Here is a 26,614-nt window from a genome sequence, read left to right on the forward strand (position 1 = left end):
GGCTCGACTACTACAACCTAGACAGACCCCACCTCGGCATCGGAGGCCAAACACCCATCGACCGAATCAACAACGGTCGAGGTCAGTACAGCTAGACCGCTCGCAGCGCGGGCGCGCTCTCCACCTGCTGGACGACGCCCTGGGCGGGCTTGTCCGCGCGCGGGAGGGCGATCATCAGGCTGGTGATGACTCCCGCGTTCATCCACGTGAACAGATCGAACGAGAAGAACATCGCGAACAGCATCGCCAGGACCGCCTTGATGGTCCGGTCGGCGAAGCAGAACGCGACGGTCCAGAATGCGAGGAGGGCGATCAGGCCCACGATCCCCGTGGTTCCCAGCGCATAGACCAGCATGTCGTCGACCGCCCGGAGGTAGGTCTGCTGCATGAGGCCGCGATCGTAGAGGATCGCCTCGCTTCCGAACCCGTTACCGAACCACGCCTCCATCGGCGGGCGGTCCAGGAGCGCCCGGACGGATTCGAGCGCACCGAGGCGGTGCGTCCACGAACCCGAGTCGAGCAGGTTGGCGACGATCGTCCCGATTCCGATGTCGATGTTCAGCAGCACGATGACGACCGCCCCGACGCCGATCAGGGAACGCAGCCAGGACGTCAACGAGCTGTTCAGAGCCACGTGCACGAGCAGCCCGACAGCGACCGCGGCGACGGCGCTGCGCGTTCCCGAGAGTGCGAGGCCGACGGTCGCGACCGTCAGGTTGACCAGTCTCCACTTCTGAGACCAGCGCGCCGGATTGGACCACGCGACGATCAACGCGATCCCGATGAAGACAGCGAAGACGATGGGGTGCCCGAACGTACCCTGGGCCCGGGCGTAGACATCGTTGGTGAACGGGTTGTACCGGATCTTCCCCGTGTACCCCCAGATCGGCTCCGACAGGACGAGGATCTCCACGAACGCCAGGCCGACTTGGACCGCGGCCAGACCGGCGATCGCGGCGTAGACCATCCTGAGCTCAGCGCGGTCGAGCGAGGAGGCGACGTACGCCGCCAGCGTCGCCAGACCGAAGTACAGCACGATGCGATTCGTTCCGTAGCTTCCGGTGAGCAGCACGCTCAGCGAGATGAATCCCCACCAGGCGGTCACCGCCCAGAACCGGACACCCCCTGACGTGACGGCACGCGAGCGGACCAGGGCGAGCACCAGGACGCCGATGGCGGCCATCGCCACGGGAGGACGCACCGAGTCGGGTGCGAAGGTCGCGAGCCCGAACGATGCCGCCACCACCGTGAACGACACCGCGACACCGCGGATCAGCCGCGGAGGCACCGCGATCATGAGGAGGACGACCGCCAGGATCGCGACCGCTCCGCCGAAGAGCAGCAGCGGGCTCACGAGCGGACGGCCGGCCCGGTGAGCCGCCGGTACGCCTCCAGCACCGGGCCGAAGACGCGCTCGGGGGACGCCTCGGTGTCGGCCCAGCGCTTGGCCTCCTCGACCACGTCGGCGCGGGCCGCGGTGTCGTCCGCCGCCCGGGCGATGATGGCCGCGAACTCGGCGTCCGTGGCCTCGTCGGGGACCTCGTAGCCCCGTCCGTCGGCGAGGAGACCGTTCGCCGCCGACGCCGTCGCGACGACAGGGCGGCGGCGGTCGAAGGCCTCCAGCACCGCGAGCGGCGTGCCCTCCCAGCGGGAGGTCATCAGCAGGAAGTGCGCGGCGTCCAGTCGCGCGGGGACATCGTCGACCTGGCCGGCGAAGTCGACCGGCGCGCCCCGTTCGGCCGCCGCCGCGCGGGCGGCGTCGCGGAGCTCGCCGTCGCCGGCCCACGTCGCCTCCACGGGTCGCCGGCGCGCGAGCTCCGCCACGACGCGGACGAAGCGCAGCGGGTCCTTCTGCTCGACCATCCGGCCGACCGCGAGCAGCCGCAGCGGTGAGGTGACCTCGTTCGGAACCGGGTCGGGCGCTCCGGCGCGCTGGGCGGGCACGTTTCCGACGATCACCACGCGTGCGGCCGGGCGGCCGGCGTCGGCCACGACCATCCCGGCGACGGCGGGACCGACCGCGAAGACGACGCGGCTGCGGAACGACAGGACCCGCGGGCGCACGCTCGGCAGCCGCGTGTGCGCGTGCTCCACGACCGGGATGCCGAGGAGCCGCCCGACGATGAGCGACTGCAGGGCCTCTCGGCGCTGATGGGCGTGAAGGACGTCAGGCCGGATCCGACGTGCCGCGCGCAGCAGCCGCGCGGTCTGGGCGACGAAGCCGCCGGTGTCGTGCTCGATGAAGCGGACGGGCGCCGCCAGCCGGGCGACGGCCGGGCCTCCCGTCCCGAACACCCATACGGCGACGTCGCTATCGACGGCCAGCCAGTTGGACAGGTCGACGACCACCTGCTGAGCTCCGCCGTGCCCCATGCTGTCGACCACGTGCAGCACACGGAGCGGGCCGCGGCCCAGGGAGTCGGCTGTCACGGACGACGGCTCACCGCGACTCGATGACCTGGACGTCGCCGAGCGCCCTGCGGGCCATGTCGAGCGCCTCGCCCACGTTGCGCGCGTCCATCACGACGACCGCGGAGGAGCCGTTGGGGAGGCGGAGCCGCAGCTCGAACGGGCGGAGCGGAGCCTGTGCGCGGGTGCGGGTACGTATGGACACGCTGACGACTGTAGGTGCGCGTTCGGCGCCGATCGGGACCGATCCGCGCCGGCCTCCCGGGCGGACGCCACCTTTTCATCTCCTCGATCACCCGATGCGGGTGCCCGCTGTCGCTGCGGGAAAAGTCCTCCACAGCTCGCCGATCCAGCGACCTTTCCACAAATTCTCCCGCACCGGTCGCGACGTCGGCCCCGTCTGGAACGATGGCTGCATGAGCACCACAGACACCGTCCCCGAGGCCACCCGCGATCGAGCCCTGAGCCGCCTCCGCGCGCTCGTCGGCCGCCCCGACGCGGCGTTCCACGACGGTCAGTTCGAGGCGGTGTCGGCGCTCGTCGACGATCGCAGCAGGGCACTGGTCGTGCAGCGCACCGGATGGGGCAAGTCCGCGGTGTACTTCGTGGCGACGATGCTGCTGCGCGAGCAGGGCGCGGGGCCGACCATCCTCGTCTCGCCCCTCCTGGCCCTCATGCGCGACCAGGTGGAGGCCGCGGCCAGGGCGGGCGTGCGCGCGCTGTCGATCAACTCGGCCAACCGGCACGAATGGGACGACGTGGCCGCCCGGCTGCGCGACGACACCGTGGACGTCCTCCTCGTGTCGCCGGAGCGCCTGAACAATCCGGACTTCCGCGACCAGCAGCTCCCGGCCCTGGTCGAGCGCTGCGGCCTGCTCGTCATCGACGAGGCCCACTGCATCTCCGACTGGGGGCACGACTTCCGGCCGGACTACCGGCGGCTGCGCGACCTCGTCGCCGCGCTGCCGGAGGGCATCCCGGTGCTGGCGACGACCGCGACCGCGAATCAGCGGGTGGTCGCCGACGTCGAGGAACAGCTCGTCGGCTCGGCGCTCGCGGCGACGGTGCGCACCATCCGCGGGCCGCTGGCGCGCCGGTCGCTTCGGCTCGGCGTCCTCGCACTCGAGGACGCGACGGCGCGCCTGGCCTGGCTCGCCGGCCATCTCGCGGACCTCCCGGGCAGCGGGATCGTGTACGCGCTCACCGTGTCGGCGGCGGACGACACGGCGCGTGTGCTGCGGCGGGCCGGCCACGATGTCGCCGCCTACACCGGGCAGACCGATCCGGCCGAACGGGAGGAGCTGGAGGGGCGGCTGAAACGCAACGAGGTCAAGGCCCTCATCGCCACCAGCGCCCTCGGGATGGGCTTCGACAAGCCCGACCTGGGATTCGTGGTGCACCTCGGAGCGCCGTCCTCCCCCGTCGCCTACTACCAGCAGGTCGGCCGCGCAGGACGGGCCACGGAGTCGGCGGACGTCCTGCTGCTGCCGGGCCCGGAGGACCGCGCGATCTGGCGGTATTTCGCGACGGCTGCCATGCCGACGGAGGAGAAGGCGACAGCCCTGCTCGGCGCCCTGAGCGATCAGGTGCAGTCCACTCGGGTCCTGGAGAGCCGGGTCGACCTGCGCTCGTCCACGCTCGAGCTGCTGCTCAAGGTGCTCGACGTCGACGGCGCGGTGCGGCGCGTGCCGGGCGGCTGGGTGTCGACGGGACAGCCGTGGGAGTACGACCGCGACCGCTACGAGCGGATCGCGGCTGCGCGGGAGGCCGAGCAGCAGGCGATGCTCGACTACGAGACCACCTCCGGGTGCCGCATGGAGTTCCTGCAGCGGCAGCTCGACGATCCCGACGCCGGCCCGTGCGGCCGCTGCGACCGTTGCGCCGGCGATTGGTATCCGGCGGGGGTGGCCGCAGACGCGCGGCAGGCCATCACGGCGGAGCTCGACCGGGTCGGCGTCCCCGTCGAACCGCGCAAGTTGTGGCCGACCGGCGCCGACAGCCTTGGCGTGCCGGTGCGGGGCAAGATCGCCCCCGGCGAGCAGGTCGAGCCCGGACGGGTGCTCGCACGACTCACCGACCTCGGCTGGGGCGGACGGCTGCGGCAGCTCCTCGACGCCGACGCGCCGGACGGGGAGTGCCCTCCGGAGATCCTGAAAGCGTGCGTGCAGGTGCTCGCCGACTGGGACTGGACGAGCCGCCCCGCTGCGGTAGTCGCCATGCCGTCGCGCGGCCGGCCGCGCTTCACCGAGAGCCTCGCGCGCGGTCTCGCGCAGATCGGGCGGCTCCCCTACCTCGGCGCCCTCGCGCTCCGCGGCGGCGGCCCGTCGGGAGGTCCCGGCGGCAACAGCACGTACCGGCTCGCGGGAGTCTGGGACCGGTTCGACGCGTCGGGGCTCGATGTCCCCGCCGGTGCGCCGGTACTGCTCGTCGACGACCTCATCGACAGCCGGTGGACCGTCACCGTCGCCGGGCGCGAGCTGCGCCGGGCAGGTGCGGGCGCGGTGCTGCCGTTCGCGGCGGCGCTACGGGCGTGACCGAGGTGCGGTCACAGCGTCAGCCCGACCAGGATCGGCTCCGGGTGCAGCAGCACCCCGAACTCCGCCTGGACCCTGGCCTGGATGAACGAGGCGAGCTGGCCGATGTCCGCCGCGCTCGCGTGGCCGCGGTTGACGATCGCGAGCGTGTGCTTGGACGAGATGCCGGCGCCGGAGCCCGGCAGGGAGAACCCCCGGCGGATTCCCGCGTTCTCGATCAGCCAGGCGGCCGAGAGCTTGACGTCGTACGGGCCGTGCGCGAGCGGCGGGATGTCCAGCGGGTGCACGCCGCCGGCCGGGAGGCCGATCACGATGTCCGGCTCCAGAGGCGTGACGGGCCAGCGGGGCGCGTTCGCCGGCAGGCTGCGCGCGAACGACTCCGAGACGATCGGGTTGGTGAAGAAGCTTCCCGCGCTGACCGAGTCCGGATCGGCAGGGTCGAGCACCATCCCCTTGGAGGCGCGAAGCGCGAGCACGGCCCGGCGGAGCTCGGCGACCGGCACGCGCGACCCGAGCGGCACGCCGAGCGAGTCGGCGAGCTGTGCGTAGGCGATCGGGGCGCTGAGCGGCGCCCCGACGCCGCCGGGCACCGAGTTGTCCGCGAGTTCCAGCTCCACCGTGAGCACGATGCCGAGCAGGCCGCGCTTGAACGCGGAAGTCCGGTATCCCAGGTCCAGGTCCGCACGCGTCAGGCGGCGGACCTCCCCCGTGCTCGCGTCCAGGAAGTCGACGCCGAGCAGCGCCGACTCGAGCTCCTGTCCGTACGCGCCGATGTTCTGCACCGGAGCGGCGCCGGTCGACCCCGGGATGCCGGACAGCGCCTCGATGCCGGACCAGCCGTTGCGGACGGTCAGCGCGACGACGTCGTCCCAGGGCTCGCCGGCCTGCACCCGCAGGCGTACGCGTCCCTCCGGCGCCTCGAGGCGCTCGACACCGCGGGTCACCACGCGGATCACCGTGCCGTCGAAGCCCTCGTCGCTCGCGACGGTGTTCGAGCCGCCGCCGAGCAGCAGCCAGTCCACGTCAGACGCCCAGACCTCCCGGGCGGCCGCGACGAGCGCGTCGGTGTCGGCGGGCGCGACCAGTGTCTCCGGGACGCCGCCGACCCGCATTGTCGTGAGCTCCGACAGGGGTGGCGTCGCGGTCATCTCGTCGTTCACGCGAGCGAGACGCGGACCTGCGCCTTGCCGAGCACGGTCTCGGAGTTGAACGTCGTCGTGAGGTCGATGCGGGCGACCCTGGCCTCCGCGTCGAGCTGCCCGACCTTGGCCGTGACCTGCACGCTCGCGCCCTCCGCCGGGTCCACGACCACCGGGCGGGTGAAGCGCACTTGGTAGTCCACGACACGCGCCGGGTCGCCGGCCCAGTCGACCACCGGCTGGACGGCGATGCCCATCGTCAGCATCCCGTGCGCGATCACGCCGGGAAGGCCCACCGAGGTCGCGACGTCGTCGCGGTAGTGGATCGGGTTGAAGTCGCCGGAGGCGCCCGCGTAGCGGACGAGGGCGTCGCGGCTCAGGTCGAACGAGCGCTCGGCGACGACGTCGCCGACGGTCAGGGCGTCGAAATCGGGTGCGGCCATCACTCGTCTCCTCGCACGACCATGGTGGAAATGGACGTGACGACATGATCGCCGGCGCCGTCCACGATCACCGACTCGGCGGTGACCATGCTGTGCGCGCCGAGCGACTTGACCGCGGTCACGGTCAGCGTCGCCGTCAGCTCGTCGCCCGCGATCACCGGACGCGAGAACGTGAACCGCTGGTCGCCGTGGACGACGCGACTGAAGTCGATGCCCGCCTCCGGGTCGGCAAGGAGCTGGTCGAGTGTGAGCTGCTGCACCACGACCGCGAAGGTGGGCGGCGCGACGAGGTCGGCGTGGCCAGCGGCCTGGGCAGCCGCCACGTCGAAGCTGATCGGATCCGTCGCGAGCACGGCGGCGGCGAACTCGCGCACCTTCTCACGGCCGACGAGATACGGAGGGGTGGGCGGGAAGCTCCGACCCACGAGCTCTGGATTCACTGGCACCCGACGATTCTACGCAAGCGCCCCGGGCTCCCCGGGAAAAAGGAAAACCCCGGCGCACTCGGCGCCGGGGTTCTCGAAGCTGTCGTCAGCGGACTACTGGCAGCTGTCGCACTGCAGCAGGTCCATCGGGTCGACCGGAACCGCATAGCCGCCGACGGTGTCGTTTTCGTAGTCCATGATGGCCTCCCCAGAAATCTTGTCACTCGCGTGTCTCGCGGTGTTTACCCACTATATAACCCGAATGACACGATTGTCATTCCACTACATGTAGTGTTTGGGCGATTTTTTCGGGACCTCTTCCGACACCCCCGACAATACGCGGGACCACCGACAGACCCACCTCCGAACTGGGTACATCGACACGGCGTGTCGCCCTCCCGGGGGCGCGTGTCGCACCACAAAAGGGCGTGTCGCGAGCGGCCTCCCCGACCACTACTGTCTGACTATGCGACTCGGAGTCCTCGATGTGGGATCGAACACCGTCCACCTTCTCGTCGTCGACGCGCACCCGGGCGCACGCCCCCTCCCCGCTGCCACGCACAAGTCCGTGCTGCGGCTCATGCGATACATCACCGAGGACGGCGCGATCAGCGCCGAGGGCGAGACCGCGATCCTGGAGGCGATCCGGTCGGCGGTCGAGGTCGGCCGCGCCGAGGGCATCGAGGAGCTGCTGCCGTTCGCGACTTCGGCGATCCGGGAGGCCGCCAACGGCCCCGCGATCCTGGCCCGCATCCTGGACGAGACGGGTGTCGACCTCCAGGTGCTCTCCGGCGAGGACGAGGCGCGGCTGACGTTCCTCGCCGTGCGCCGCTGGTCGGGCTGGTCGGCCGGCTCCATCCTCCTGATGGACATCGGCGGCGGCTCGCTCGAGATCGCGGCGGGCGTCGACGAGTACCCCGACACCGCGGTCTCCCTTCCGCTGGGCGCCGGCCGCAGCACCATCGGGTTCCTGCACCAGGACCCGCCGACCGCTGAGCAGGTCACGGCTCTCCGCGACCACGCCAGGACGACGCTCGCCGACGCGGTGGGACGCTTCACCGACAGCGGGCCCGCGCACGTGATCGGCACCTCCAAGACCATCCGCTCGCTCGCCCGCCTGGCCGGTTCGACCGCGAGCGGCCCTGGCGGGACCGAGCGCAGCCTCCTGCGCCGCTCGGAGCTCGCGGACTGGGTGCCCCGCCTGGCGCAGCTCACGGCCGACGCCCGCACCGCGCTGCCGGGGATCACGGCGGACCGGACGTTCCAGATCGTCGCGGGCGGGGTCGTGCTGCGGGAGGCGATGCGCGCGTTCGACGTGCCGGTGCTCGAGGTCTGCCCGTGGGCGCTGCGCGAGGGGATCATCCTCCGCTACCTCGACCACCTCGACTGAGGAACGCCTGGCGAGGGGCAGCAGCGGCGATCGGGCAGCCGCGGTTGCCGGTCAGGGCTGGAGACGTTCGATGCCCTGAAGGATGAGGTCGAGGCCGGTGGCGAACTCCTCGTCGTAGTCGTAGCCTTCCCGGGCCAGCTCGGCCACGACCTCCAGGAGGTACGGGAAGCGGAGGGCCACCTCCGGCGGAACGGTCTCGCGCTTGGCGGCGGCGGCCTCCCCCGACTCCTCCGGGGTGTCGAACGGGAGGGTCTTCTCCTGCAGGGCGAAGCCGTAGACGTAGGCGTCGAGCACCGAGGTGGCGTGCACGGTCCCGCGGAACGAGAATCCCGCCTCGCGGAGGCAGCCCATCATGGCGTTGTGGGCGGCGAGGTTGGCCAGGCCGGGACGCATGCGCGACTCCATCAGGCCGACGGCCCAGGGATGGCGGCGCAGCGCCGCCCGGAGGGAGACTGCCCGCGCGCGCATTGCCTCGTGCCACGGGACCGCGGGGGCAGCGGTGCCCCGGGCCTCGGCAGCGGCCCCACCGATCGCCGGCGGCTCGACCTCCGCCCAGACCAGGTCGACCATCCCGTCGATCAGCTCGTCCTTGTTGGCGACGTGCTTGTAGAGGGCCATCGGGACGACGCCGAGCTCGGCGGCGAGGGCGCGCATCGACAGGGCGTCGAGGCCGGCAGCGTCGGCGCGGGCGAGGGCGCCGGCGAGCACGACGTCACGGGTGAGGCGCGGGCGCGGGGGCTGCGGCATCGGCGGCTCCTCGGTCGATGGGCATTGACAAGGTGTACGCCGTACACCTATTCTTCCAGGTGTACACCGTACACCCATTATCCTAGGTCACTTTCCACCCGATCCGAGGCCATCATGACAACCACTTCGACCGCAGGCGTCGCAACGGATTTCGTCGCCGACCGACAACGCTCGCTCACCGCGGGCGTGCTCTTCCTCGTCACGTTCGTCTCCGCCATCGCCGGGGTCCTGCTCTACGCGCCGGTGCTCGACGACCCGCACTACGTGCTCGGCGCCGGCGCTGATGTGCGCGTGCTGTCCGGCATCCTCTGCGAGGCGGTGCTCATCGCCGCCAACCTGGGCACCGCGCTCGCGCTCTTCCCGGTCCTCCGCCGCCGTGCCGAGGGGCTCGCGCTCGGCTACGTCGTGGCCCGGGTGATGGAGTGCGTGTTCATCGCGGTCGGGATGCTGTGCCTGCTCACCGTCGTGACCCTCCGCCAGCACGCGGCGGCGCTCGGCGACCCCGACGCGCTCACTGCGTCCGCGCAGACGCTGGTCGCGCTGCGGAACTGGACGTTCCTGCTCGGTCCCGGCTTCGTCGCGGGGATCGGCAACGGCGTCCTCCTCGGCTGGCTGCTGCTGCGCTCCGGGCTGGTGCCGCGGCCGATGGCGGTGGTCGGGATGGTCGGCGGGTCGCTCGTCGCGCTGTCCGGGATCGGCGTGCTGTTCGGGCTGTGGAGCCAGGGGTCGCCGGTGTCGGCGGTCGCGACGCTTCCGGAGATCGTGTGGGAGGCGTTCCTGGGGGTGTATCTCGCGTTCGTCGGGTTTCGGGGGCGCGGACGGGTGATCGCTGAGGTTCGCGGGGCGGCGTGACGGCCGACCTGACAGCACGGACCCCGCGCCCTCACCCCTCCGCAGCGTGACGCCCGTGGCGCTTCGGCGGATGCCCCAGCCGGCCGTCGTGCAGCTCCAGCACGCGGTCGGCCCTGGCCATCAGGGCCGGGTCGTGCGTCGTCACCACCGCGGCCACGCCGCTGCCGTGGACGAGGTCGACCAGGAGGTCCATGATCTGGCGGCCGGTCACGCTGTCGAGCTGGCCGGTCGGCTCGTCGGCGAACAGGAGCGGCGGGTCGGCGACGAGCGCGCGGGCGATCCCGACGCGCTGCTGCTGGCCTCCGGAGAGCTCGGTCGGACGCTGGCGGGCGTGCGCGGCGAGGCCGACGCGGTCGAGGAGGTCGGCGACGCGGGCGTCGCGCTCGGCCGGGTCCACGCCGAGGAGCCGGAGCGGGACCTCCACGTTCTCGGCGGCCGACAGCACGGGGATGAGGCCGAACGACTGGAACACGAACCCCACGCCGCGCTGGCGGAGCCGGACGAGGGCGGCCTCGTCGGCGGTGGCGACGTCCACGCCGGCGACCACGACGGAGCCGGCTGTGGGGCGGTCGAGTCCGCTCAGCACGTTGAGCAGCGTTGTCTTGCCGGAGCCGGATCGGCCCTTGACGACGACCAGCTCGCCGGGGTGGACCTCCAGGGTCGCCTCGGCGAGCGCGACGACGGGGCCTGCGGCGGTGTCGAAGACGCGGCTGACGGCGTCGGCGGCCAGGAGCGGGGCGGCGGGGGCGGCCCCGGGGCGGTCGGTCACGGTGTCCAGACTCGTCATGAGGTCGCCTCCCCCTTCTCCTCCTGCGACGCCGGTCCGTCCGAGCGCGCGTGCGGCCACACCCCCACATGGTCGGCCTCGAGCGCCAGCCGCACGCGCTCGCGCATCCCGAGCGACGTCAGGTACTCGTGCGGGAGCTGCAGCCGGCCGACCCGGTCGAGCACGGCGTACTCCTCCGCGACGGTGTGCTCGTCGCCCTCCGCGGTGACGCCGGTGCGGCGCAGGACCTCGGTCGAGGTGCGGCCGTCGCGGATCTGAACGGTGCGGGCGACGTGCTCGGAGACGGTCGGGTCGTGGGTGACGATCAGGGTGGTGACGCCGAGCTCGCGGTTGACGCCGCGCATGGCCTCCAGGACCTCCGCGCTCGTCGCCTCGTCGAGCTCGCCGGTGGGCTCGTCGGCGAGGAGTACGCGCGGCTCGTTGGCGAGTCCGACGGCGATGGCGACGCGCTGCTGCTCGCCGCCGGACAGCTCCGATGGGCGGCGGTCGGCGCAGTGGGCGACCTCCAGCAGGTCCAGGAGGTCGGCGGAGCGGCGGTCGCGGTCGGGGGTCTTCGCCAGCGACATCGCGAGCGCCAGGTTCTCGCGTGCGGTCAGGTAGCCGAGGAGGTTGCGGGAGGTCTGCTGCCAGACGAAGCCGACCGTCCGGCGCCGGTAGTCCACCCGGTCGCGCGAGGACAGGGCGAGGAGGTCGCGGCCGGCGACGGAGACCTGGCCGGCGGTCGGCTTGTCCAGGCCCGAGAGGATCCCGAGCAGCGTCGACTTGCCGGAGCCTGACGCGCCGACGATGGCGACCAGCTCGCCGCTGTCGACGCTGAGGGTGAGGCCCTGCAGCGCCTGGACCTCCACGCCGTCGGCGGTGAAGATACGCACGAGGTCGGCGCACCGGATGGCGGCGTCGGCGTGCGGGGTGGTCATCCCGGTCATTGTCCTCCTGTCGTGGGATGGTCGCCCGCGGCGCGCAGCACGGCCGACGGCGACGACCGGCGCGCGCCGGCCAGCGCCACGAGCGTCGCGAGGGCCGCCACGGCCGTGAACCCGGCGAGCGCCGCGGCGCTGAGCCACGGGTCCCGCACGATCGCCGGCTGGACGGGGCTTCCGGTGAAGCCGCGCAGGTCCAGCGGCCCGAGGACCACGCCGGGCAGCAGCAGGCCGACCACCGTCCCGGCGATCAGCCCGACCACGAGCACCGGGCCGAGCTCCCAGGCCAGGACGCCCGCGGTCTGGCGGGCGCTGAAGCCGACCGTGCGGAGCGTGGCCACGAGCCGGACCCGGGCGGCGGTGTTCATCACGAGGGTCAGCAGCAGCGCGGCGATGCAGAGCAGAGCCGTGAGCGCGATCGAGAGCAGGGCGACCGCCTCGGTGCCGGCGACGAGCGGGGACGCGTGCAGGGCGGCGCGCTCGGCGACGGCGTCGCCGACGAGGGCGCCCTTCCCGCCGATCCGGGCGAGCGCGGCGTGCACGGCCGCGGCGTCGGCGCCGGGCGCCAGCGCGACCAGCACCGTCTGCGGCGTCCCGCTGACCTCGCTGGAGTGCGGCAGCGTGGTGCGGTCGATGATCGCCCAGCGGGTGTCGCGCACGTAGACGCCAGGGGCGAAGTCCAGCTCGGTCACAGCGAGGTGCACGTTGCTGCCCTGCCCGATGATCAGCGCGCTGGTGACCGGGATGCGACTATCCCAGCCGCCGAGCACCGCCCCGGTCCGGCCGGGGAGGCCTCCAGTCAGGAGGGTCGAGAGCCGCGCCGAGGCCGGGAGGTCGCGCTGGACGGCCTCCAGTTGCCTCGGATCGACGAGGTAGGCGGAGACGACCTCCCCGGATCCCGCGGCAGTGATCGCGACGCCGCCCGCCCAGTCGACGGTCGCGGTCGCGGCGACGCCGGGGAGGCGCTTCACCTCGGCGAGCTGGTCCGTGGAGAGGCCGGCGGCCGCGGTCAGGGACAGGTCGGCGCCGACGCGGGCCCTGGCGCCCTGGTCGAGGCCGTCGCGGGCGGTCGCGAGCACGCTCACTGAGAACAGGGCGATGCTCGCGCCGGCGATGAGGGCGAAGACGGGCCAGAGCACATGAGAGCGTCCGCGCCGTCCGGCCGCGCCGAGCGAGCCGGCCGCACCGAGGAAGGCTACGGCTCCGCGCCCGCGCCGCAGCGCCCCGGTCAGCCAGGCGAGCGGCACGGCGGTCACCCGCAGCACGACGACGCACGCGGCCAGGGCGACCAGGACCGGGGTGAGCGCGGCGAGCGGATCGACCTCCAGCCCGGCGCCCGGAGACGACAGGCCCCGGCGCGCGAGCAGCACGACGCTGAGCGCCGCGAGGCCGAGCACGATCACCTCCGCGACCCACGCCCAGCGCGCGGGCGGGGCGACCGGGCGCGGGACGAGGGAGCCGGCGGCGAGCACGAGGGCGAGCGGCGGCGCCAGCGCGCAGAGGAGGGCGAGTAGGACAGGGAGCAGCACAGGCGCGGCGTCCGGGGTCGCGGCGAACGCGATCCCGAGTCCGACGGCGGCGGCCGGGACCGACGCGAGGGCGCCGTCGAGCGCGAGGCTGCCGCGCAGCCGCCACGGGGATGCGCCGCGCGCCGCCATCAGGGCGAGCGCCTCCCTGCGCCGCGACACGACCAGCCGCGCGCCGAGTGCCAACACGGTCAGGGCCACGACGAGCGGCCCGGCGGCGAGGATGGCGAACAGTGTGTTCGCTGGCTGGGCGCGGGACTGGAACGCGTCCAGCGGGGTCGGGAGGCTGGTGGCGAAGGTCAGCGGCACCTGCGCGTCGCCCACCCGGGCGACGGGCGGGAGGGCCAGGAAGCTGCCGAGCGCACCGCGGACGGCGGGGAGGTCCTCCACCCGGAGACCGCCCGGCGCGACGGGGAACCAGAGCGAGGCGACGGTGTCCGGGATGGCCGGGAGGACGCGCGGCCACGAGTCCGCGTCCACCCAGACGACGGCGCCGAACTGCTTGCCCGCGTCGCCGGCGTCCAGGAAGTGGCCGCGCGCGCGGACCGCGTCGAGGTTCCAGAAGTCGCTGCTCGCGTCCCTGGGCTCGACGAGGCCGGAGAGCTTCAGGGTCAGCTCGGTGGCGATCGCGCGGGACGCGCCTACGGTCCAGCCGAGGAGCTTCGCCGCCTCGGGGGTGAGGACGACCTCCACCGTCGACCCGGGCACGACCGGCGCGGGGATGGCGCTCGGCCAGGCTCCGCTCACCAGCTTCGCCTGGTCGCGGAGGCCGCGGTAGGCCTCCACGCCGACCGCGAACCGGCTGTTGCTCGCGGCACCGGCAGGCGGCGCGATCGGGAGGTCGTAGCTGCGCTGTGCGCTGTCACCGGGTCCGACGACGGCGCGGAGGGGCGCCTTCATCCCCTGCCTCACCCGATCCGCGATGCCCGGAAGGTCGCGCCACACCGCGGTCGAGTCGAGGGCGGGACCGGCGTTGAAAGTCCCGGACCGGATGGCCGTGGTCACGTCCCGGCCGCCCGCGCCGGCCTGGGTGAGCTCGTGCTGGAGCTCGCTCGTCAGAAGCTCGCTGGAGACGCGGGGCCAGGCGGCGAGGGCCGTGGCCGCGACGACCGTCACGAGCGCGAGGAGGAGCAGGCCGCCGCGGAAGGCGCGGAGCGCCCGGAGGGCCAGCCCGGCGTCGGAGAGACGGGAGGTCCGCGCGCGGGCCGTCACCGCGTCTCCTCCCGATACGCGGTGTCCGCGGCCTGCCTGCGCACCGCGACCCCGTACCCCCACACCGCGACGGCGAGCGCCGCGGCCAGCGCGACCGCGCCGACGGCCATCCCGATCGGGTCCACCCGGCCCTGCACCGACAGGGTCGACGGGGCGGTCACCACCGAGAGCCGGGCCAGGGTGTTCCCCACGAGCAGCACCACCACGATCCCGCCGAGGAGGCCGAAGACGCCGGCCGCGCACGCGACGCCGACGACCTCCAGCCGCCGCGCCCAGGCCTGCTGGCGTCCGGACAGGCCGACGGCCCGGAGCACGATCACTTCTCCCCGGCGGCGGCGCAGCGCTGCGGTGATCGCCGCGGCGACGGCGGCGACCGCGAGCAGCGCGCAGCCGGCGGCGCCGAGCCAGGTGCTGGCGACCGCGCCGCCGAGGAACCGCGCGACGAACGCCCCGGACGCCGTGGTCACCGACGCCTCCGCGCCGACGGCCGAGCGCACGGCGCCCGCGACCGCGTCGGGATCGTCCGCCGCGAGCCAGACGGAGGAGGCGCGCGGCACGGAGGCCGACGTGCGCAGCAGCACCGCGGTGAGCGCGGGGAGGTCGGCGAAGACCGCGCGCTCGGACGTCGTCCCCGGCAGCGCCGGCACGATCGCCGCGACCGTGCCCTGCACGTCGCCGGCCGGGCTGCGCACCTCGATGCGCTGGCCGACCTGGAGGGAGTCGTCCTGCGCCAGCGCGGTCGTGACCGCGAGCGGGAGGGCGGCGTCGCCGGGCGGAACGAACCGCACGCTGCCGTCGCCGGTGAGGGAGGCCGCGCGTGCGGCGGTTCCTGCGCCGTCAGCGCGGAACGGGCTGGCCGAGCCGAAGGCGGAAGACGCCTGCACCCAGCGGGCGGCGCCCGTGGGCAGGCCGCTCAGCGTCACCGTCACGGCGTCGGCGCCGGCCACGGACTCCACGTCCGTGTCCACCGCGACCAGCCGGTCCGCTCCCGCCGGAACCGGGAAGGCGACAGAGCCGTCCGGCCCCGGCGTTGCGGTGACCGGCACGACCTCGTCGCTGGTCGTGGCGAGCCACGCGGTCGTCCCCACGACGGCGGCGGCACCCGCTCCCGCCGTCACCGTCACGGTCGCGCGCAGCTCGTGCGCTCCCGAGGGGAGGGGCGCGCCGGCGAGCGCGTCCTTCGGCGTGACCTGGCGGGACAGCGCCGCCGTGTCGAGCAGGTAGCCGCCGACGGGCAGCAGCGCGGGCAGCTTCGCGGAGTTCGCGGCCACCACGGCGACGTCGGTGTCCCCGACCGTCCCGCTGTCGACGATCGCCGGCGAAACGGCGGTGACCCCGGGAAGGCGCCCGAGCCGCGCGGCGCCCGACACGTCGCCTGTGCCGTGCGGACTCCCTCCCACACCGAGGTCCGCGCGCACCGACGCGCCGTTGACCAGCAGCGCGGAGTCGCGCAGGAAGCCCCCGAACGTGCCCGCGTAGCCGGCAGCGAAGGTCAGCGATCCGACCGCGAGCACGATCAGCGCGACCGGCCCAGCGAACAGCGCGACCCCGCGGCCGACCTGGCGGGCGGGCAGCACTCCCGCGACGCCGCGCCCCCGGCCGGCCACCCGCTCGACCGCGGCCGACGCCGGGCCGAACAGCAGGAGGCCGACCAGCGCGATGGCGCACAGCACGGCGGCGGGCGCGACCACTCCGGTCGGGTCGACCGCGTCCACGCCGCCGCCGACCGTCGGACCGAAGGCCACGAACCGCCACAGGGTGACGGCCGCCGCGACGACGGCGAGCACCGTGAGGCCGGCGGACACGACGGTGCGGCCGCGCCCCGCCTCCACCGCGCCGGGCGAGTCGGAGGCGGCGCGGGCTGAGACGACGGCGGTCAGGGTGGTCGCGGCGATCGCGACCAGGACGGTCAGCAGCGGCGGCAGCAGGAGGTCGAGGGCGCCGGACGGCGGACCCACCGTCGCGAGGAGGACGACCTGCGCGACGAGCGTGCCGACGATGGTGGCCGCCAGCGCGACGAGGCCGGACTCGACCGCGGTCGCCCGCGCCAGCGCAGGGATGGTGACGCCGCGCGAGCGCAGCAGCCGGGTCTCCACCCGGCGCGCCCCGGCGAGAAGCTGCGCGAGCAGCACGAGCGCGATGGCCGAGCACGCGGCCAGGACGGCGAGCGGCACCGGGATGACGGCGTGCAGGGCCACGACCGACCGCTGCATGGCGGCGACCGTCGCGACACCGTCGCCGCTGGTCGAGAAGGGGCTGCCGCCCGCGGCCGAGTCGCCGCTGAGCTGTCCGGCCGCGCCGCCGAGCGCGGCCTGCAGGCGCGGGAGGTCGGCGGCGGACGTACGGCGGGCATCCGGGGTCAGCACCCAGCGCCCGACCACGCCGTCGCTCGCCGCCGCCGCGGTCGCCGCCGAGACGACGATGCGGCCGTCGCCGGTGGTCAGGCCGAGCCAGGCCGGCGCCGCGGGATCGGTCGCGCGCCACACACCGACGACGGTGACGGTGACCGGCGCGGCCGGGCCGGACATCGTCACCCGGTCGCCGACCGAGACCGAGTGCCCGCGGGCGAAGGCGGCGTCGACGGCGGCCTCCGTGTCGGCGCCGGGCCAGCGGCCCTGCGTCATCGTGACGCGCTGCTGGAGTCCGTCGCCGGAGACCAGCACGAGCGCGCCGCGGCCTCCCTCGACCGGGACGGACGGCGCCGAGAACGAGGACGCGACGGCGACCGGGAGGCCGGAGAGCCGTTTCGCGAGCGCGCGGCGGACGTCGGCATCCTGGGCGTCCAGGTCGGACAGCGCGCTCGACTCCAGGGCCACCGAGGTGACGGCGGCGGGCTCCGCGGCGAGGGTGGCGTGGACGGCGGAGGTCGGCGAGCGGAAGGCGAGCCCGGTCATCACGGACGCCAGCGCGGCCACCACCACGACGACGAGCCCGGTCGCGACGAGCGTGCCGGCCTGCGCGCGGGCACGCTGCAGCCAGAACGCCCCCATCGCACGCATTTGTCCAACCTAGCGCCCGGGTGCGCAATCACTGTGCGTATCCGGCCGCCGAAGGGCACGCAGTCACGCCGAAGGGCACGTTGTCGCCCCTAAAAGCGACGTTTAGGGGCGTTTACGTGCCCCTCGGCGAGCCGGCGCGATCAGCGCGCGGCGGCCGCAGCCTCCTCGTGCAGGTTCGCCCCGCCGCGGTACCGCGTCGCCGGGTGCCCTTCCGGCAGCCGGTTGTGGCCGTCCCCGAACAGCCGCTCCCGCAGCGTGCCCGACCGCTCCCCCTCCTGCGGCAGCCGCCCGCGGCGACGCAGTTCCGGGATCACCAGCTCGGCGAAGTCGCGTGCCGTCTCGAAGGAGTGGTACTGGCGGAGGTTGATGCCGTCCAGGCCGTCCTCGTCCAGCCAGCGCTCGATCTCGTCGGCCACGGTCTTCGGGTCGCCGACCACGAGGAAGCGATCGTCGCGGCCGTTCTTGATGAAGTCCAGGGCCTGGCCCACGGTGCGATCCAGCGGCAGGAACGGCACCCGCTCGGCCGGGAACTCCGCCCGGGCCAGCGCCTCCCGCACGGTGATGTCGCGCGGGAACGCCGTCAGATCCACGGGGAGGCTGCTGTGGGCGAGGATGCCGTCGAGGCTGGAGTGCTGCTGGTACAGCCGCCACTTGTCCTCGGCCTCCTCGGTCGTCCGGCCGACGATCACGCCCGCCATCGCGATGAACTTCACGTCGTCGCGCTGCCGATCGTGGCGCTCGGCGGCGTCCCGCATCCCGTCGGCGTTGCGGCGGAACTCCTCGCTCGTGCGGCCTCCCGTGAAGACCACCTCCGCGTGCCGGCCCGCGAACTCGATCCCCGCGGGCGACCCAGTCGCCTGGAACAGCACAGGCGTGCGCTGCGGCGACGGGTGCACGATGTGCGGCCCGGCCACCCGGTGCCGCTCGCCGACGTGGTCGATGTACCGCACCTTCGACGGGTCGGTGAAGACGCCGACCGCGCGGTCGGCGATGACGGCGTCGTCGTCCCAGGAGCCCTCCCACAGCTTGTAGAGCACGTCCAGGTACTCCTCGGCGCGGCGGTAGCGCTCGTCGTGCGGCACCTCGTCGTCCAGCCCGAAGTTGCGGGCGGCGTTCGGGAGGTAGGAGGTCACGATGTTCCACCCGATCCGGCCCTTGGTGAGGTGGTCGAGGGTCGACATCCGGCGGGCGAACGCGAACGGCGGCTCGTACGTGGTCGAGAACGTCACGCCGAAGCCGAGCCGGTCGGTGACGGCCGCCATCGCGGGGACGAGCAGCAGCGGGTCGAGGTTCGGGCTCTGCAGGCCCTCCCGCAGCGCGGTCTCGGGGCCGCCGCGGAAGACGTCGTACGCGCCGATCACGTCGGCCAGGAAGATCCCGTCGAAGCCGCCGTGCTCCAGCAGCCGGGCGAGCTCCAGCCAGTAGTCGAGGTCGGCGAAGCGCTCGCGGTTGTTGCCGGGCAGCGGCCAGAGGCCGTGGGTGATGTGGCTCACGCACGCCATCTCGAACAGGTTGACGAAGAGCTGCTTGGGTTCGGTGGTCATGCGTCGCCTTCCGGGCTGCGGGGTCCGCCGGCCGGAGCGAACTCCGGGATCGCGGCGATCAGGTCACGAGTGTACGTCTGCTGCGGTCGTTCGAAGACGTCCTCTGCCGTCCCCTCCTCCACGACGCGGCCGTCCTTCATCACCAGCACGCGGTCGCTCAGGTGGCTGATGACGCCGAGGTCGTGCGAGATGAAGAGGTAGGCGACGCCGGACTCCCGCTGCAGCGCCACGAGGAGATCGAGGATCTGCGCCTGGATGGTGACGTCGAGCGCCGACACGGCCTCGTCGAGCACGATCACGTCGGGCCGCGGGGCGAGGGCGCGCGCGATGGCGACGCGCTGGCGCTGGCCTCCGGAGAGGCGGAGCGGGAAGCGCGGCAGCACCTCCGCTCCGAGCCCGACCTGGCCGAGCAGCTCGCGCAGGCGGGTGTCGCGCGCGGCTCCGTCGGCGAAGCTCTCCGGGCGGAGGGCGTCGAGCAGGATCCGCTCGACGGTCCAGCGCGGGTCGAACGAGCTCAGCGGGTCCTGGTAGACGACCGAGATGCGGCGGCGCAGGGCGCGACGGCGCGACTCGGGCAGCGCCGACCAGTCCTGGCCGAGGAGGCGCACGTCGCCGCCGTCGAGGTGTTCGAGACCGAGCGCCAGTTTGGCAGTCGTGCTCTTGCCCGAGCCCGACTCCCCCACGATGCCGAGCGTCTCGCCGGCGCGGAGGGTGAAGGAGACGCCGTCGACCGCGCGGGTGACAGTGCCGTCGGAGGAGTGGAAGCGCTTGACCAGCTCGCGCGCCTCCAGCACCGGCTCACCCAGAGGTGGCCGGGGTGAAGGAGCGGGTGAGCCGGGGGTGAGCGCGCGTCCTCGGGTGGCCTCGCCGGGAACCGCGGCGATGAGGGCGCGGGTGTACGCGTGCTCCGGTGCGGCGAGCACCCGGTCGGCCGGCCCCTGCTCCAGCACCTCGCCGCCGCGCATGACGAGGATGTGGTCGGCCAGTCGCGCGACGACGGACAGGTCGTGGCTGATCAGGACGAGGGAGGCGCCGCGCTCCTTCATGGCCTCCAACTGGGCGAGCACCTGCGCCTGCACGGTGACGTCCAGAGCGGTGGTCGGCTCGTCGGCGATCACGATGTCCGGGTCGAGCGCGATCGCCGAGGCGATGAGCGCGCGCTGCCGGAGGCCGCCGGAGAGCTGGTCGGGACGCTGCCGTGCGCGGACGGCCGGGTTCGGAACGCCGACGCGCTCCAGCAGCTCCCGCACGCGGGCCTTCCGGGCGGTGCGGTTCCCCCAGCCGTGCAGGCGCAGGGCCTCGGCGATCTCCGCGCCGACCGGACGCAGCGGGTCGAGGGAGACGAGGGCGTCCTGCAGCACGAAGCCGACGTCCCGGCCGCGGACGCGACGCCACTGCCGCGGGGTGAAAGCGCGGGCGTCCTCGTGGTGAAGCTCGAGCTGGTCGGCCTCCACGGTGGCGTTGCGTCCCGCGAGGCCGACCAGGCTGCGCGCGGTGACGGACTTGCCCGAGCCGGACTCGCCGACGATCGCGACGCACTGGCCGGGGAGGAGGTCGAAGGAGACGCCCGCGACGATGGGACGGTGGACGCCGTCCACGGTGAACCCGGTGCGCAGGTTGCGCACGCGGAGGCGTGCGGCGGGCCAGTCGAGGCGGCCCAGGTCGGTGGAGGTGTCGGCGGTCCTCTGCTCTGCGATGCTCACGATCGCTCCCCTTTCTCCAGGCGCGCCTGGATGTGCCGGCCGATGGTGGTCGCGGCCAGCGCGACCGCGACGATGACGAGGCCCGGGATGACGACCAGCCACCAGGCCGTGGTGAGGTAGGCGCGGCCCGCGTCGAGCAGCGCGCCCCACTCGGACGCGGGCGGGGCGACGCCCAGCCCGAGGAACGACAGGCTCGACGCCCACACGATCGACTGCCCGATCGACAGCGCGAACACCGCGACCAGCGGACGCAGCGCGTTCGGGAGGATGTGCGCGCGCACGATCCGCAAGCGCGAGTGCCCGAGCGCCGTCGCGGCCTCCACGTACGCCGAGTTCCGCGCGCCGAGGATCTGGCCGCGGATCATCCGCGCGTAGCCCGGCGCCGTGCCGACGCCGACCGCGAAGACCTGCGTGGCCGCACTCGGGCCGGCGATCGCGATGAGCAGCAGCGCGAGCAGGAGGGCGGGGAACGCGAACAGGATCTCCACGAACCGGTCGATCACGACGGCGACCGGCCTGACGCCGAGCGCCGCGAGCGTGCCGAGGATCAGCGCCAGTCCGATGCTCACGGCCGCGGCGCCCACCCCGATGGTGAGGGAGTCGCGTGCGCCCCACACGATCCGCGTGTAGAGGTCACGACCGGACTCATCGGTGCCGAACGGGTGGGCCCAGCTCGGCGGTTGGAGGGCGGCGCCGTAGTCGACGGCGGTGGGCAGGTGAGTGGTGAGGAGCTGCGGGGCGATGACCGCGACGAGGAGCAGCACGGCGAAGGCGACCGCGAGGGAGAGGCCCCACGGGGCGCGGGTGAGGCGCGTCGCTGCCGAGCGTGCGACACGCTGCTTCGAGGGTGAGGCGACGGAGGTCATGACAGCTCCAATCGGGGGTCGATCACCGTGTAGACGACGTCGACGATGAGGTTCGCCACCACGTAGACCACGGCGACGAGGGTGACGATGCCGGTGACGACCGGCAGGTCCTGGGAGTTGACGGCGGTGACCAGCACCGAGCCGATGCCGGGCCGCGAGAAGATCGACTCCACGATCACCGCGCCGGAGAGCGTCGCGCCGAGCGCCCAGCCCGAGAGGGTGACCGCGGGGATGACGGCGTGACGGAGGACGTGCCGCAGCCGGATCCCCCACTCCCCCATCCCGCGCATCCGCGCCGAGAGCACGAAGGGCTGGTCGAGCGAGCGCTCGAACTCGGTGCGCACGCTCTGCGCCATGAACCCGGCCAGCGGGATGGCGAGCGTCAGCGCCGGCAGCACGATCCCGTTCGGCGCCGAGCCGCTGATGATCGGGAACCAGCGCAGCCCGAGGCCGAACACCAGCAGCAGGATGATGCCCAGCCAGTAGGCCGGGAGGCCCGCGGTGACGACGTCCACCGTCGAGCCGAGCGCGCCGATCCGCGAGCCCCGCCCGGCGGTGAGGGTGACCCAGACGACCATGATCACCCAAGCCAGGGCGATCGCCGCCAACGAGAGGGTGACCGTGCTGCCGAGCTGCTCGCCGATGATCGCGGTGACCGGGCGATACTGCTGGTACGACGTCCCGAAGTCACCCGCGACCAGCCCGCGCAGGTAGTCGAGGTACTGGAGGATGACCGGGCGGGTGAGGCCGTACTGGGCGCGGATCTGCTCCAGCTCCGCCGGGGTGCGCAGCTGCACCTGTCCGGCGCGGATGTTGAGGATGGTCGTCGCCCGGTCGCCGGGGAGGGCGAGCTGGGCGAAGAACGCCACGGTCGCCGCGCCCCAGAGGACCACGACCGCCGCGCCGGCCTTCTTCAGGAGGGTGAAGGCGACGGACCGGCCGCGCCGGGGGCGGACGGTCGTGATGACCGCCGCGCCGCCGGCTGCGACCTCCGCCTCTGCGAGCACCGGCTCACTTGGTGAGATACGCGTCATAGAACGTCGGTCCTCCCTGTGCGTGCTCCTGCCAGACGTCGTGGAGCTTGGGCGAGACGGCGAGCGTGCTCAGCCGGTCGTAGACGCCGATGGACAGCGCGTGCTGGGCGATGTAGTCCTGCGCCTTCTGGTAGTCGGCGTTCTGCTGCTCGACGGTCGCCGCCGAGTTGCCGTCGAGGATGTACTGCGCGAGCACGGGGTCATTGGTGAAGCTGCTGTTGCTGTAGTTCGGGTCGGCTGCGGTGGACGGCCTCCAGTTGATGTAGAGGATTCCCGCCGTGACGCTCGTCCAGTAGCCGGCCTGGAGGTCGTAGGCGTCGGGCCCGGAGTACTTGCCGGAGAAGAACTCGCTCTGCGGCACAGGGATGAGTTCGACGTCGAAGCCGACCTTGCTCGCCTGCTCCTTCACCCCCTGCAGGATCGCGGCGCCGTCGGCGTTGATGATCGAGCCGGCGCCGTACGGCAGGCGCACGGTCAGCGGCTGGCCGTTCTTCACCCGCACGCCGTCGGAGTTCTTCTGGCTCCAGCCGGCGGCGTCGAGGAGGGCGTTCGCCTTCTTCACGTCCTGCGTGTACCAGTCCGCGGCCTTCTGGCTGTAGCCGGGGGTCGCCTGGCTGACGCCGCCGTTGCCTTCCGACGGGATGACGCCGCGGCCGATCGTGTTGACGATCTGCGGGCGGTCCAGGCTGTAGGCGAACGCCTGGCGCACCTGCTCGTCGGTGAAGGGGCCCTTCGCGGTGTTGAAGGAGATCTGCTGCGGACGGCCAGGCGTCACGAACTTGTCGAGCTGGTAGCCGCCGGCCTTCAGCACGCTCCACTGCACGGAGGGCACGTCGTAGATCGCATCCACCTGGCCGCCCTGCAGCGCGGCGACGCGGGTGGTCGGGTCGGCGACGAACTTCCAGTCGATCGTGTCGACGTAGGCCGGCCCGGTGTGCTTCGCGTTCGCGGGCGGGGACGTGTAGCCCTTGTTCCGCTTGAGGATGATGTCCTGGCCGCGGTTCCACTTGTCGACGGTGAACGCGCCGGAGCCGATCGGGGCCTCGCAGTTCTGCTCCTTCGTGCGGGTCTGGAGCGCGTGCTGCGACTGGATGCCGAAGTAGCCCTGCGTGAGGTTGTCGGCCAGGCGCGGGTACGGGTGCGACAGGTCGATCTGGAGGGTCTGGTCGTCGATCGCCTTGGCGTCCTTGTAGTAGCCGTCCAGCCAGAATTTCGCTGTGCTGTTGCCGCCGTTCACCCAGTAGGCGAAGTTGTAGGCGACGGCCGCGGCGGTGAGCGGCGTGCCGTCCGTGAACTTCACCCCCTTCTTCAGGGTGAAGGTCCAGGTGAGGCCGTCGTCGGACTGCTTCCACGCGGTGGCGAGCCACGGCACGACCTTGTGGTTCTCGTCGAGCGAGGTGAGGTTGTCGAGCACCTGGTACGAGAGGTAGGCCTGCTCGATCCAGCCGCCGAACACGCAGGCGGGCTCCTGCTGGTGGGCGTAGACGATGGTGCCGCCGTCGACCTTCTGGCCGCCGGTCGCGGCGTCGGAGGCGCCGGCGCACGCGGCGAGCGCCAGCACTCCGGTGAGCGCGACGGCGGCGCCGGCGAGGGTGCGGAGGGAACGGGAACGCATGTGGACTCCTGGATGCATCGGGGTGCGGGACGGGATGTCGCCCAGGATGCGGGCGAATCGCAAGCGCGGTCGAGCCGGCGTGACACTGTGTTTCGCGGGTGAAACACCCCGTCACGGAAGCTGGCGCGACAGGGGGTGGCACCGGTATCGGCCGGGCTCGTAGGCTCCAGCTGACATCCCCGCCTCGCGAACGGAGGACGCGATGAGGACGAGCGGAACCAGCGGCCCACTCTCGGCTCAGGCGATCGCCGGCAACGACGTCGTGCTGATCGGGATCGACCACGACGAGGCGGCGATGCCGGGCGTCCACGGCTTCGGCATCGAACGGCTCGACCACACCGAGGGCGAGCACCGCTGGCTCCCGAACCGGCTCCGCTTCACCGGCGCGCCCGCCGGGACGTGGACGACCGACGTCAACCCGCTGCAGACCTTCCTCTGGGGCGACTACACGGCGAAGGAGGGCCACGACTACACGTACATCGTGCACAGCATGACGGGCACGGCGGGGCAGCCGCTGACCTCCGCGGCCTCCGTCACGCTGGCCGTCTCGACCGGGCAGCCCGCGCAGCAGGGGGTCTGGTTCAACCGCGGGGTCATCTCGTCGCAGGCGTACGCGGAGCGGTTCCAGAACCGCCTGCCCGCCGACGTCCCGGGCGACGCCGCGTGGAAGTGGCTGTCACGTGGGCTCCAGGAGGCCATCCTCGCGTTCATCGGCCGGGCGCAGGACGCGGGCTGGGAGCTGCACGGCAGCTTCTACGAATTCCAGCTGCCCGCAGTCCTGCAGGCGTTCGGCGTCGCGGACCGCGCAGGCGCCTCCGTGAACCTGATCATCGACGACGGCAACCCCAAGAACCACGACGCCGTCACCGCGGCGGGCATCGACGGCCTCGTGAAGCTCTGGCGCGCCAACGCGAAGATCCCGCACAACAAGTTCGTCGTCGCGTCGCACGACGGCGCGCCCGTGGCGGTGTGGACCGGCTCGACCAACATCACGGCGAACGGCGTGTTCGGGCAGTCCAACGTCGGGCACTCGATCGACGATCCGGCGATCGCCGCCGCCTACCTCGCCTACTGGTCGCAGCTGCTGGACGATCCGCCGTACAGCACGCTGAACGACTGGGTGGACGCCAACGACGCGCTGCCCGACCAGTGGCCCGCCGGCGTGTCCGTGGTGTTCAGCCCGCACACCCGCAGCACCGCCCTCGACCGCTACGCCGCCCTGTTCGACGGGGCCGGAACGATCGCGTGCGGGACGTTCCCGTTCACGCTGGACTCCCGCTTCGGCGACGCGCTGCCCGGCGCCCACGACGCCCTCCGCTACCTGCTCTTCGAAGACCCGAAGGCCGCTGCGAAGGCGAGCGCTGTGGTCACCGACCCCGGCACGACGATCGTCGCCGGCGCGTTCCTGCCCGCCGGAGCGCTGGCGGGATTCGCTCCGGAGCTGGAGAATCCGTTCTCCAACAACGTGGAGTACGTGCACAGCAAGTACCTGCTGATCGACCCGCTCGGCGACGACCCGGTCGTGGTGACCGGCTCCGCGAACTTCAGCGTGGCCTCCACAACGGGCAACGACGAGAACATGCTCGTCATCCGCGGGGACGCCGCGGTAGCCGAGCTGTACTTCACCGAGTTCATGCGGCTCTTCGACCACTACCGGTTCCGGTACTCGCTCTCCCTCGCGCCGCACGATCCGACGCCGGGACCGCAGAGCGGGGTGGAGGCCGCGGTCGGCCTCGACGCGACGGACGCGTGGTGGGCGAAGTACTACGACCAGCCGGGGCGCGCGCGGCAGCGGGAGGTGCTGGCGGGGACCGCCCGCTGACCGGCGCTGTGCTGTCGGCGGCGCGCGGTAGCGTCGCCCCGTGACCGAGTCGTGCGCACTGTGCGGGGCGCCCGCCCATCCCGGGGCGCCGCTCCGGCTGTGCCTCGCGCATCTCCTGGAGGCGCACGAGTGGGTGGAGGGCGAGTTCGGCCAGACCGACCTGCTGCCGTCGCCGTGCGCATTCTGCGGCTCGCGGCTCGGCGTGCGGTACCCGTCGGGCTGGCTGTGCGCGGTCTGCGAGTGGCGGGTCGGTGAGTCGGCGCCGGAGGGCGCGGCCGCCTCGCGCGTGGACGTCGTGTACTACCTGCGCTACCGCGACCGCATCAAGATCGGCACCACGGCGAACCCGGCGCAGCGGTTCGCGAGCCTCCCGCACGACGAGGTGCTCGCGTTCGAGCGCGGCGACCGCACCCTGGAGCATCGGCGGCACATCGAGTTCGCGGCTCTGCGCATCCCCGGCACCGAGTGGTTCGAGACGGACGCCGGCCTCCTGGCACACGTCGCGGCGCTGCAGGCCGGGGACCCGTGGCTGCTGCTCGCGCGCTGGCGCAGCGAAGCCGCCGCGCGGCGGTGACGACATCGGCGGCGCCACGCCGCCCGAACCGCAGCCGCGAACGGAGGAGACCGGCCGCGGGTCGCGGCCGGTC

At 73.1% G+C, this 26,614-nt stretch carries 21 protein-coding genes; 5 read left to right on the top strand and 16 right to left on the bottom strand.

What is annotated here, in order from left to right; translation table 11 throughout:
* Positions 1 to 91: 91 nt before the first annotated feature.
* From ACFQ9V_RS19755 to ACFQ9V_RS19765, 3 genes are read right to left on the bottom strand one after another with little or no spacing between them, the layout of a single operon-like run.
* Positions 92 to 1,354, bottom strand: coding sequence for an O-antigen ligase family protein (locus ACFQ9V_RS19755; protein ID WP_382460820.1), 1,263 nt, complete (start codon positions 1,352 to 1,354; stop codon positions 92 to 94).
* Positions 1,351 to 2,430 (bottom strand): glycosyltransferase, encoded by a 1,080-nt coding sequence (locus tag ACFQ9V_RS19760; protein ID WP_382460821.1) that lies wholly within the window; start codon positions 2,428 to 2,430, stop codon positions 1,351 to 1,353. The genes ACFQ9V_RS19755 and ACFQ9V_RS19760 overlap by 4 nt, the downstream gene beginning before the upstream one ends.
* A 10-nt stretch (positions 2,431 to 2,440) precedes the next feature.
* Positions 2,441 to 2,614: a hypothetical protein gene (locus ACFQ9V_RS19765; protein ID WP_382460822.1), complete on the bottom strand. Its 174-nt coding sequence runs from the start codon at positions 2,612 to 2,614 to the stop codon at positions 2,441 to 2,443.
* A gap of 211 nt (positions 2,615 to 2,825) precedes the next feature.
* Here ACFQ9V_RS19765 and ACFQ9V_RS19770 point away from each other — a divergent pair, with 211 nt between their 5' ends.
* Positions 2,826 to 4,943: a RecQ family ATP-dependent DNA helicase gene (locus ACFQ9V_RS19770; protein WP_382460823.1), complete on the top strand. Its 2,118-nt coding sequence runs from the start codon at positions 2,826 to 2,828 to the stop codon at positions 4,941 to 4,943.
* An 11-nt stretch (positions 4,944 to 4,954) separates the two neighbouring features.
* On the opposite strand, the gene ACFQ9V_RS19775 is transcribed toward ACFQ9V_RS19770, so the two are convergent.
* The 3 genes from ACFQ9V_RS19775 to ACFQ9V_RS19785 are packed head-to-tail and all read right to left on the bottom strand — an operon-like array spanning position 4,955 to position 6,971.
* Positions 4,955 to 6,091, bottom strand: coding sequence for a UDP-N-acetylmuramate dehydrogenase (locus ACFQ9V_RS19775; RefSeq protein WP_382460840.1), 1,137 nt, complete (start codon positions 6,089 to 6,091; stop codon positions 4,955 to 4,957).
* Between the two features lie 8 nt (positions 6,092 to 6,099).
* A complete protein-coding gene (locus tag ACFQ9V_RS19780; RefSeq protein WP_382460824.1) occupies positions 6,100 to 6,525 on the bottom strand; it encodes a MaoC family dehydratase in 426 nt (141 codons plus the stop codon).
* Positions 6,525 to 6,971 (bottom strand): MaoC family dehydratase N-terminal domain-containing protein, encoded by a 447-nt coding sequence (locus ACFQ9V_RS19785; RefSeq protein WP_382460825.1) that lies wholly within the window; start codon positions 6,969 to 6,971, stop codon positions 6,525 to 6,527. Before ACFQ9V_RS19785 ends, ACFQ9V_RS19780 begins: the two co-directional genes overlap by 1 nt.
* Before the next feature lie 445 nt (positions 6,972 to 7,416).
* Between ACFQ9V_RS19785 and ACFQ9V_RS19790 the strand changes: the two genes are divergently transcribed.
* Positions 7,417 to 8,340 (top strand): Ppx/GppA family phosphatase, encoded by a 924-nt coding sequence (locus tag ACFQ9V_RS19790; protein WP_382460826.1) that lies wholly within the window; start codon positions 7,417 to 7,419, stop codon positions 8,338 to 8,340.
* Between the two features lie 51 nt (positions 8,341 to 8,391).
* On the opposite strand, the gene ACFQ9V_RS19795 is transcribed toward ACFQ9V_RS19790, so the two are convergent.
* On the bottom strand, positions 8,392 to 9,087 hold the full coding sequence (locus ACFQ9V_RS19795) for a TetR/AcrR family transcriptional regulator (RefSeq protein ID WP_382460827.1): 696 nt from the start codon (positions 9,085 to 9,087) through the stop codon (positions 8,392 to 8,394).
* A gap of 114 nt (positions 9,088 to 9,201) precedes the next feature.
* Between ACFQ9V_RS19795 and ACFQ9V_RS19800 the strand changes: the two genes are divergently transcribed.
* Positions 9,202 to 9,939 (top strand): DUF4386 domain-containing protein, encoded by a 738-nt coding sequence (locus ACFQ9V_RS19800; RefSeq protein WP_382460828.1) that lies wholly within the window; start codon positions 9,202 to 9,204, stop codon positions 9,937 to 9,939.
* A gap of 31 nt (positions 9,940 to 9,970) precedes the next feature.
* On the opposite strand, the gene ACFQ9V_RS19805 is transcribed toward ACFQ9V_RS19800, so the two are convergent.
* The 9 genes from ACFQ9V_RS19805 to ACFQ9V_RS19845 form a co-directional block, all read right to left on the bottom strand.
* Complete coding sequence (locus ACFQ9V_RS19805; protein ID WP_382460829.1) at positions 9,971 to 10,726, bottom strand: ABC transporter ATP-binding protein; 756 nt, start codon at positions 10,724 to 10,726, stop codon at positions 9,971 to 9,973.
* Positions 10,723 to 11,652 carry an ABC transporter ATP-binding protein gene (locus ACFQ9V_RS19810; protein ID WP_382460830.1) on the bottom strand — a complete coding sequence of 310 codons (930 nt, stop codon included), beginning with the start codon at positions 11,650 to 11,652 and terminating at the stop codon, positions 10,723 to 10,725. The genes ACFQ9V_RS19805 and ACFQ9V_RS19810 overlap by 4 nt, the downstream gene beginning before the upstream one ends.
* Positions 11,649 to 14,384, bottom strand: coding sequence for an FtsX-like permease family protein (locus ACFQ9V_RS19815; protein WP_382460831.1), 2,736 nt, complete (start codon positions 14,382 to 14,384; stop codon positions 11,649 to 11,651). Before ACFQ9V_RS19815 ends, ACFQ9V_RS19810 begins: the two co-directional genes overlap by 4 nt.
* The gene (locus ACFQ9V_RS19820; RefSeq protein ID WP_382460832.1) at positions 14,381 to 17,383 is read right to left on the bottom strand and encodes an FtsX-like permease family protein; all 3,003 of its coding nucleotides are present in this window, start codon (positions 17,381 to 17,383) and stop codon (positions 14,381 to 14,383) included. The genes ACFQ9V_RS19815 and ACFQ9V_RS19820 overlap by 4 nt, the downstream gene beginning before the upstream one ends.
* Positions 17,384 to 17,523: 140 nt before the next feature.
* Positions 17,524 to 18,927: an LLM class flavin-dependent oxidoreductase gene (locus ACFQ9V_RS19825; RefSeq protein WP_382460833.1), complete on the bottom strand. Its 1,404-nt coding sequence runs from the start codon at positions 18,925 to 18,927 to the stop codon at positions 17,524 to 17,526.
* Positions 18,924 to 20,630: a dipeptide ABC transporter ATP-binding protein gene (locus ACFQ9V_RS19830; protein WP_382460834.1), complete on the bottom strand. Its 1,707-nt coding sequence runs from the start codon at positions 20,628 to 20,630 to the stop codon at positions 18,924 to 18,926. Before ACFQ9V_RS19830 ends, ACFQ9V_RS19825 begins: the two co-directional genes overlap by 4 nt.
* On the bottom strand, positions 20,627 to 21,496 hold the full coding sequence (locus ACFQ9V_RS19835; protein ID WP_382460835.1) for an ABC transporter permease: 870 nt from the start codon (positions 21,494 to 21,496) through the stop codon (positions 20,627 to 20,629). The genes ACFQ9V_RS19830 and ACFQ9V_RS19835 overlap by 4 nt, the downstream gene beginning before the upstream one ends.
* On the bottom strand, positions 21,493 to 22,530 hold the full coding sequence (locus ACFQ9V_RS19840; RefSeq protein WP_382460836.1) for an ABC transporter permease: 1,038 nt from the start codon (positions 22,528 to 22,530) through the stop codon (positions 21,493 to 21,495). The genes ACFQ9V_RS19835 and ACFQ9V_RS19840 overlap by 4 nt, the downstream gene beginning before the upstream one ends.
* Positions 22,508 to 24,145 (bottom strand): ABC transporter substrate-binding protein, encoded by a 1,638-nt coding sequence (locus tag ACFQ9V_RS19845; protein ID WP_382460837.1) that lies wholly within the window; start codon positions 24,143 to 24,145, stop codon positions 22,508 to 22,510. Before ACFQ9V_RS19845 ends, ACFQ9V_RS19840 begins: the two co-directional genes overlap by 23 nt.
* Positions 24,146 to 24,347: 202 nt before the next feature.
* Here ACFQ9V_RS19845 and ACFQ9V_RS19850 point away from each other — a divergent pair, with 202 nt between their 5' ends.
* Together ACFQ9V_RS19850 and ACFQ9V_RS19855 are read left to right on the top strand one after the other, a co-directional pair.
* Positions 24,348 to 25,967 carry a phospholipase D-like domain-containing protein gene (locus ACFQ9V_RS19850; protein ID WP_382460838.1) on the top strand — a complete coding sequence of 540 codons (1,620 nt, stop codon included), beginning with the start codon at positions 24,348 to 24,350 and terminating at the stop codon, positions 25,965 to 25,967.
* A gap of 40 nt (positions 25,968 to 26,007) precedes the next feature.
* The gene (locus ACFQ9V_RS19855; RefSeq protein ID WP_382460839.1) at positions 26,008 to 26,541 is read left to right on the top strand and encodes a GIY-YIG nuclease family protein; all 534 of its coding nucleotides are present in this window, start codon (positions 26,008 to 26,010) and stop codon (positions 26,539 to 26,541) included.
* Positions 26,542 to 26,614 lie beyond the last annotated feature (73 nt).

Source organism: Leifsonia sp. NPDC056665, from assembly GCF_042791795.1.
In the GTDB taxonomy this organism is placed as follows: Bacteria; Actinomycetota; Actinomycetes; order Actinomycetales; family Microbacteriaceae; genus Leifsonia.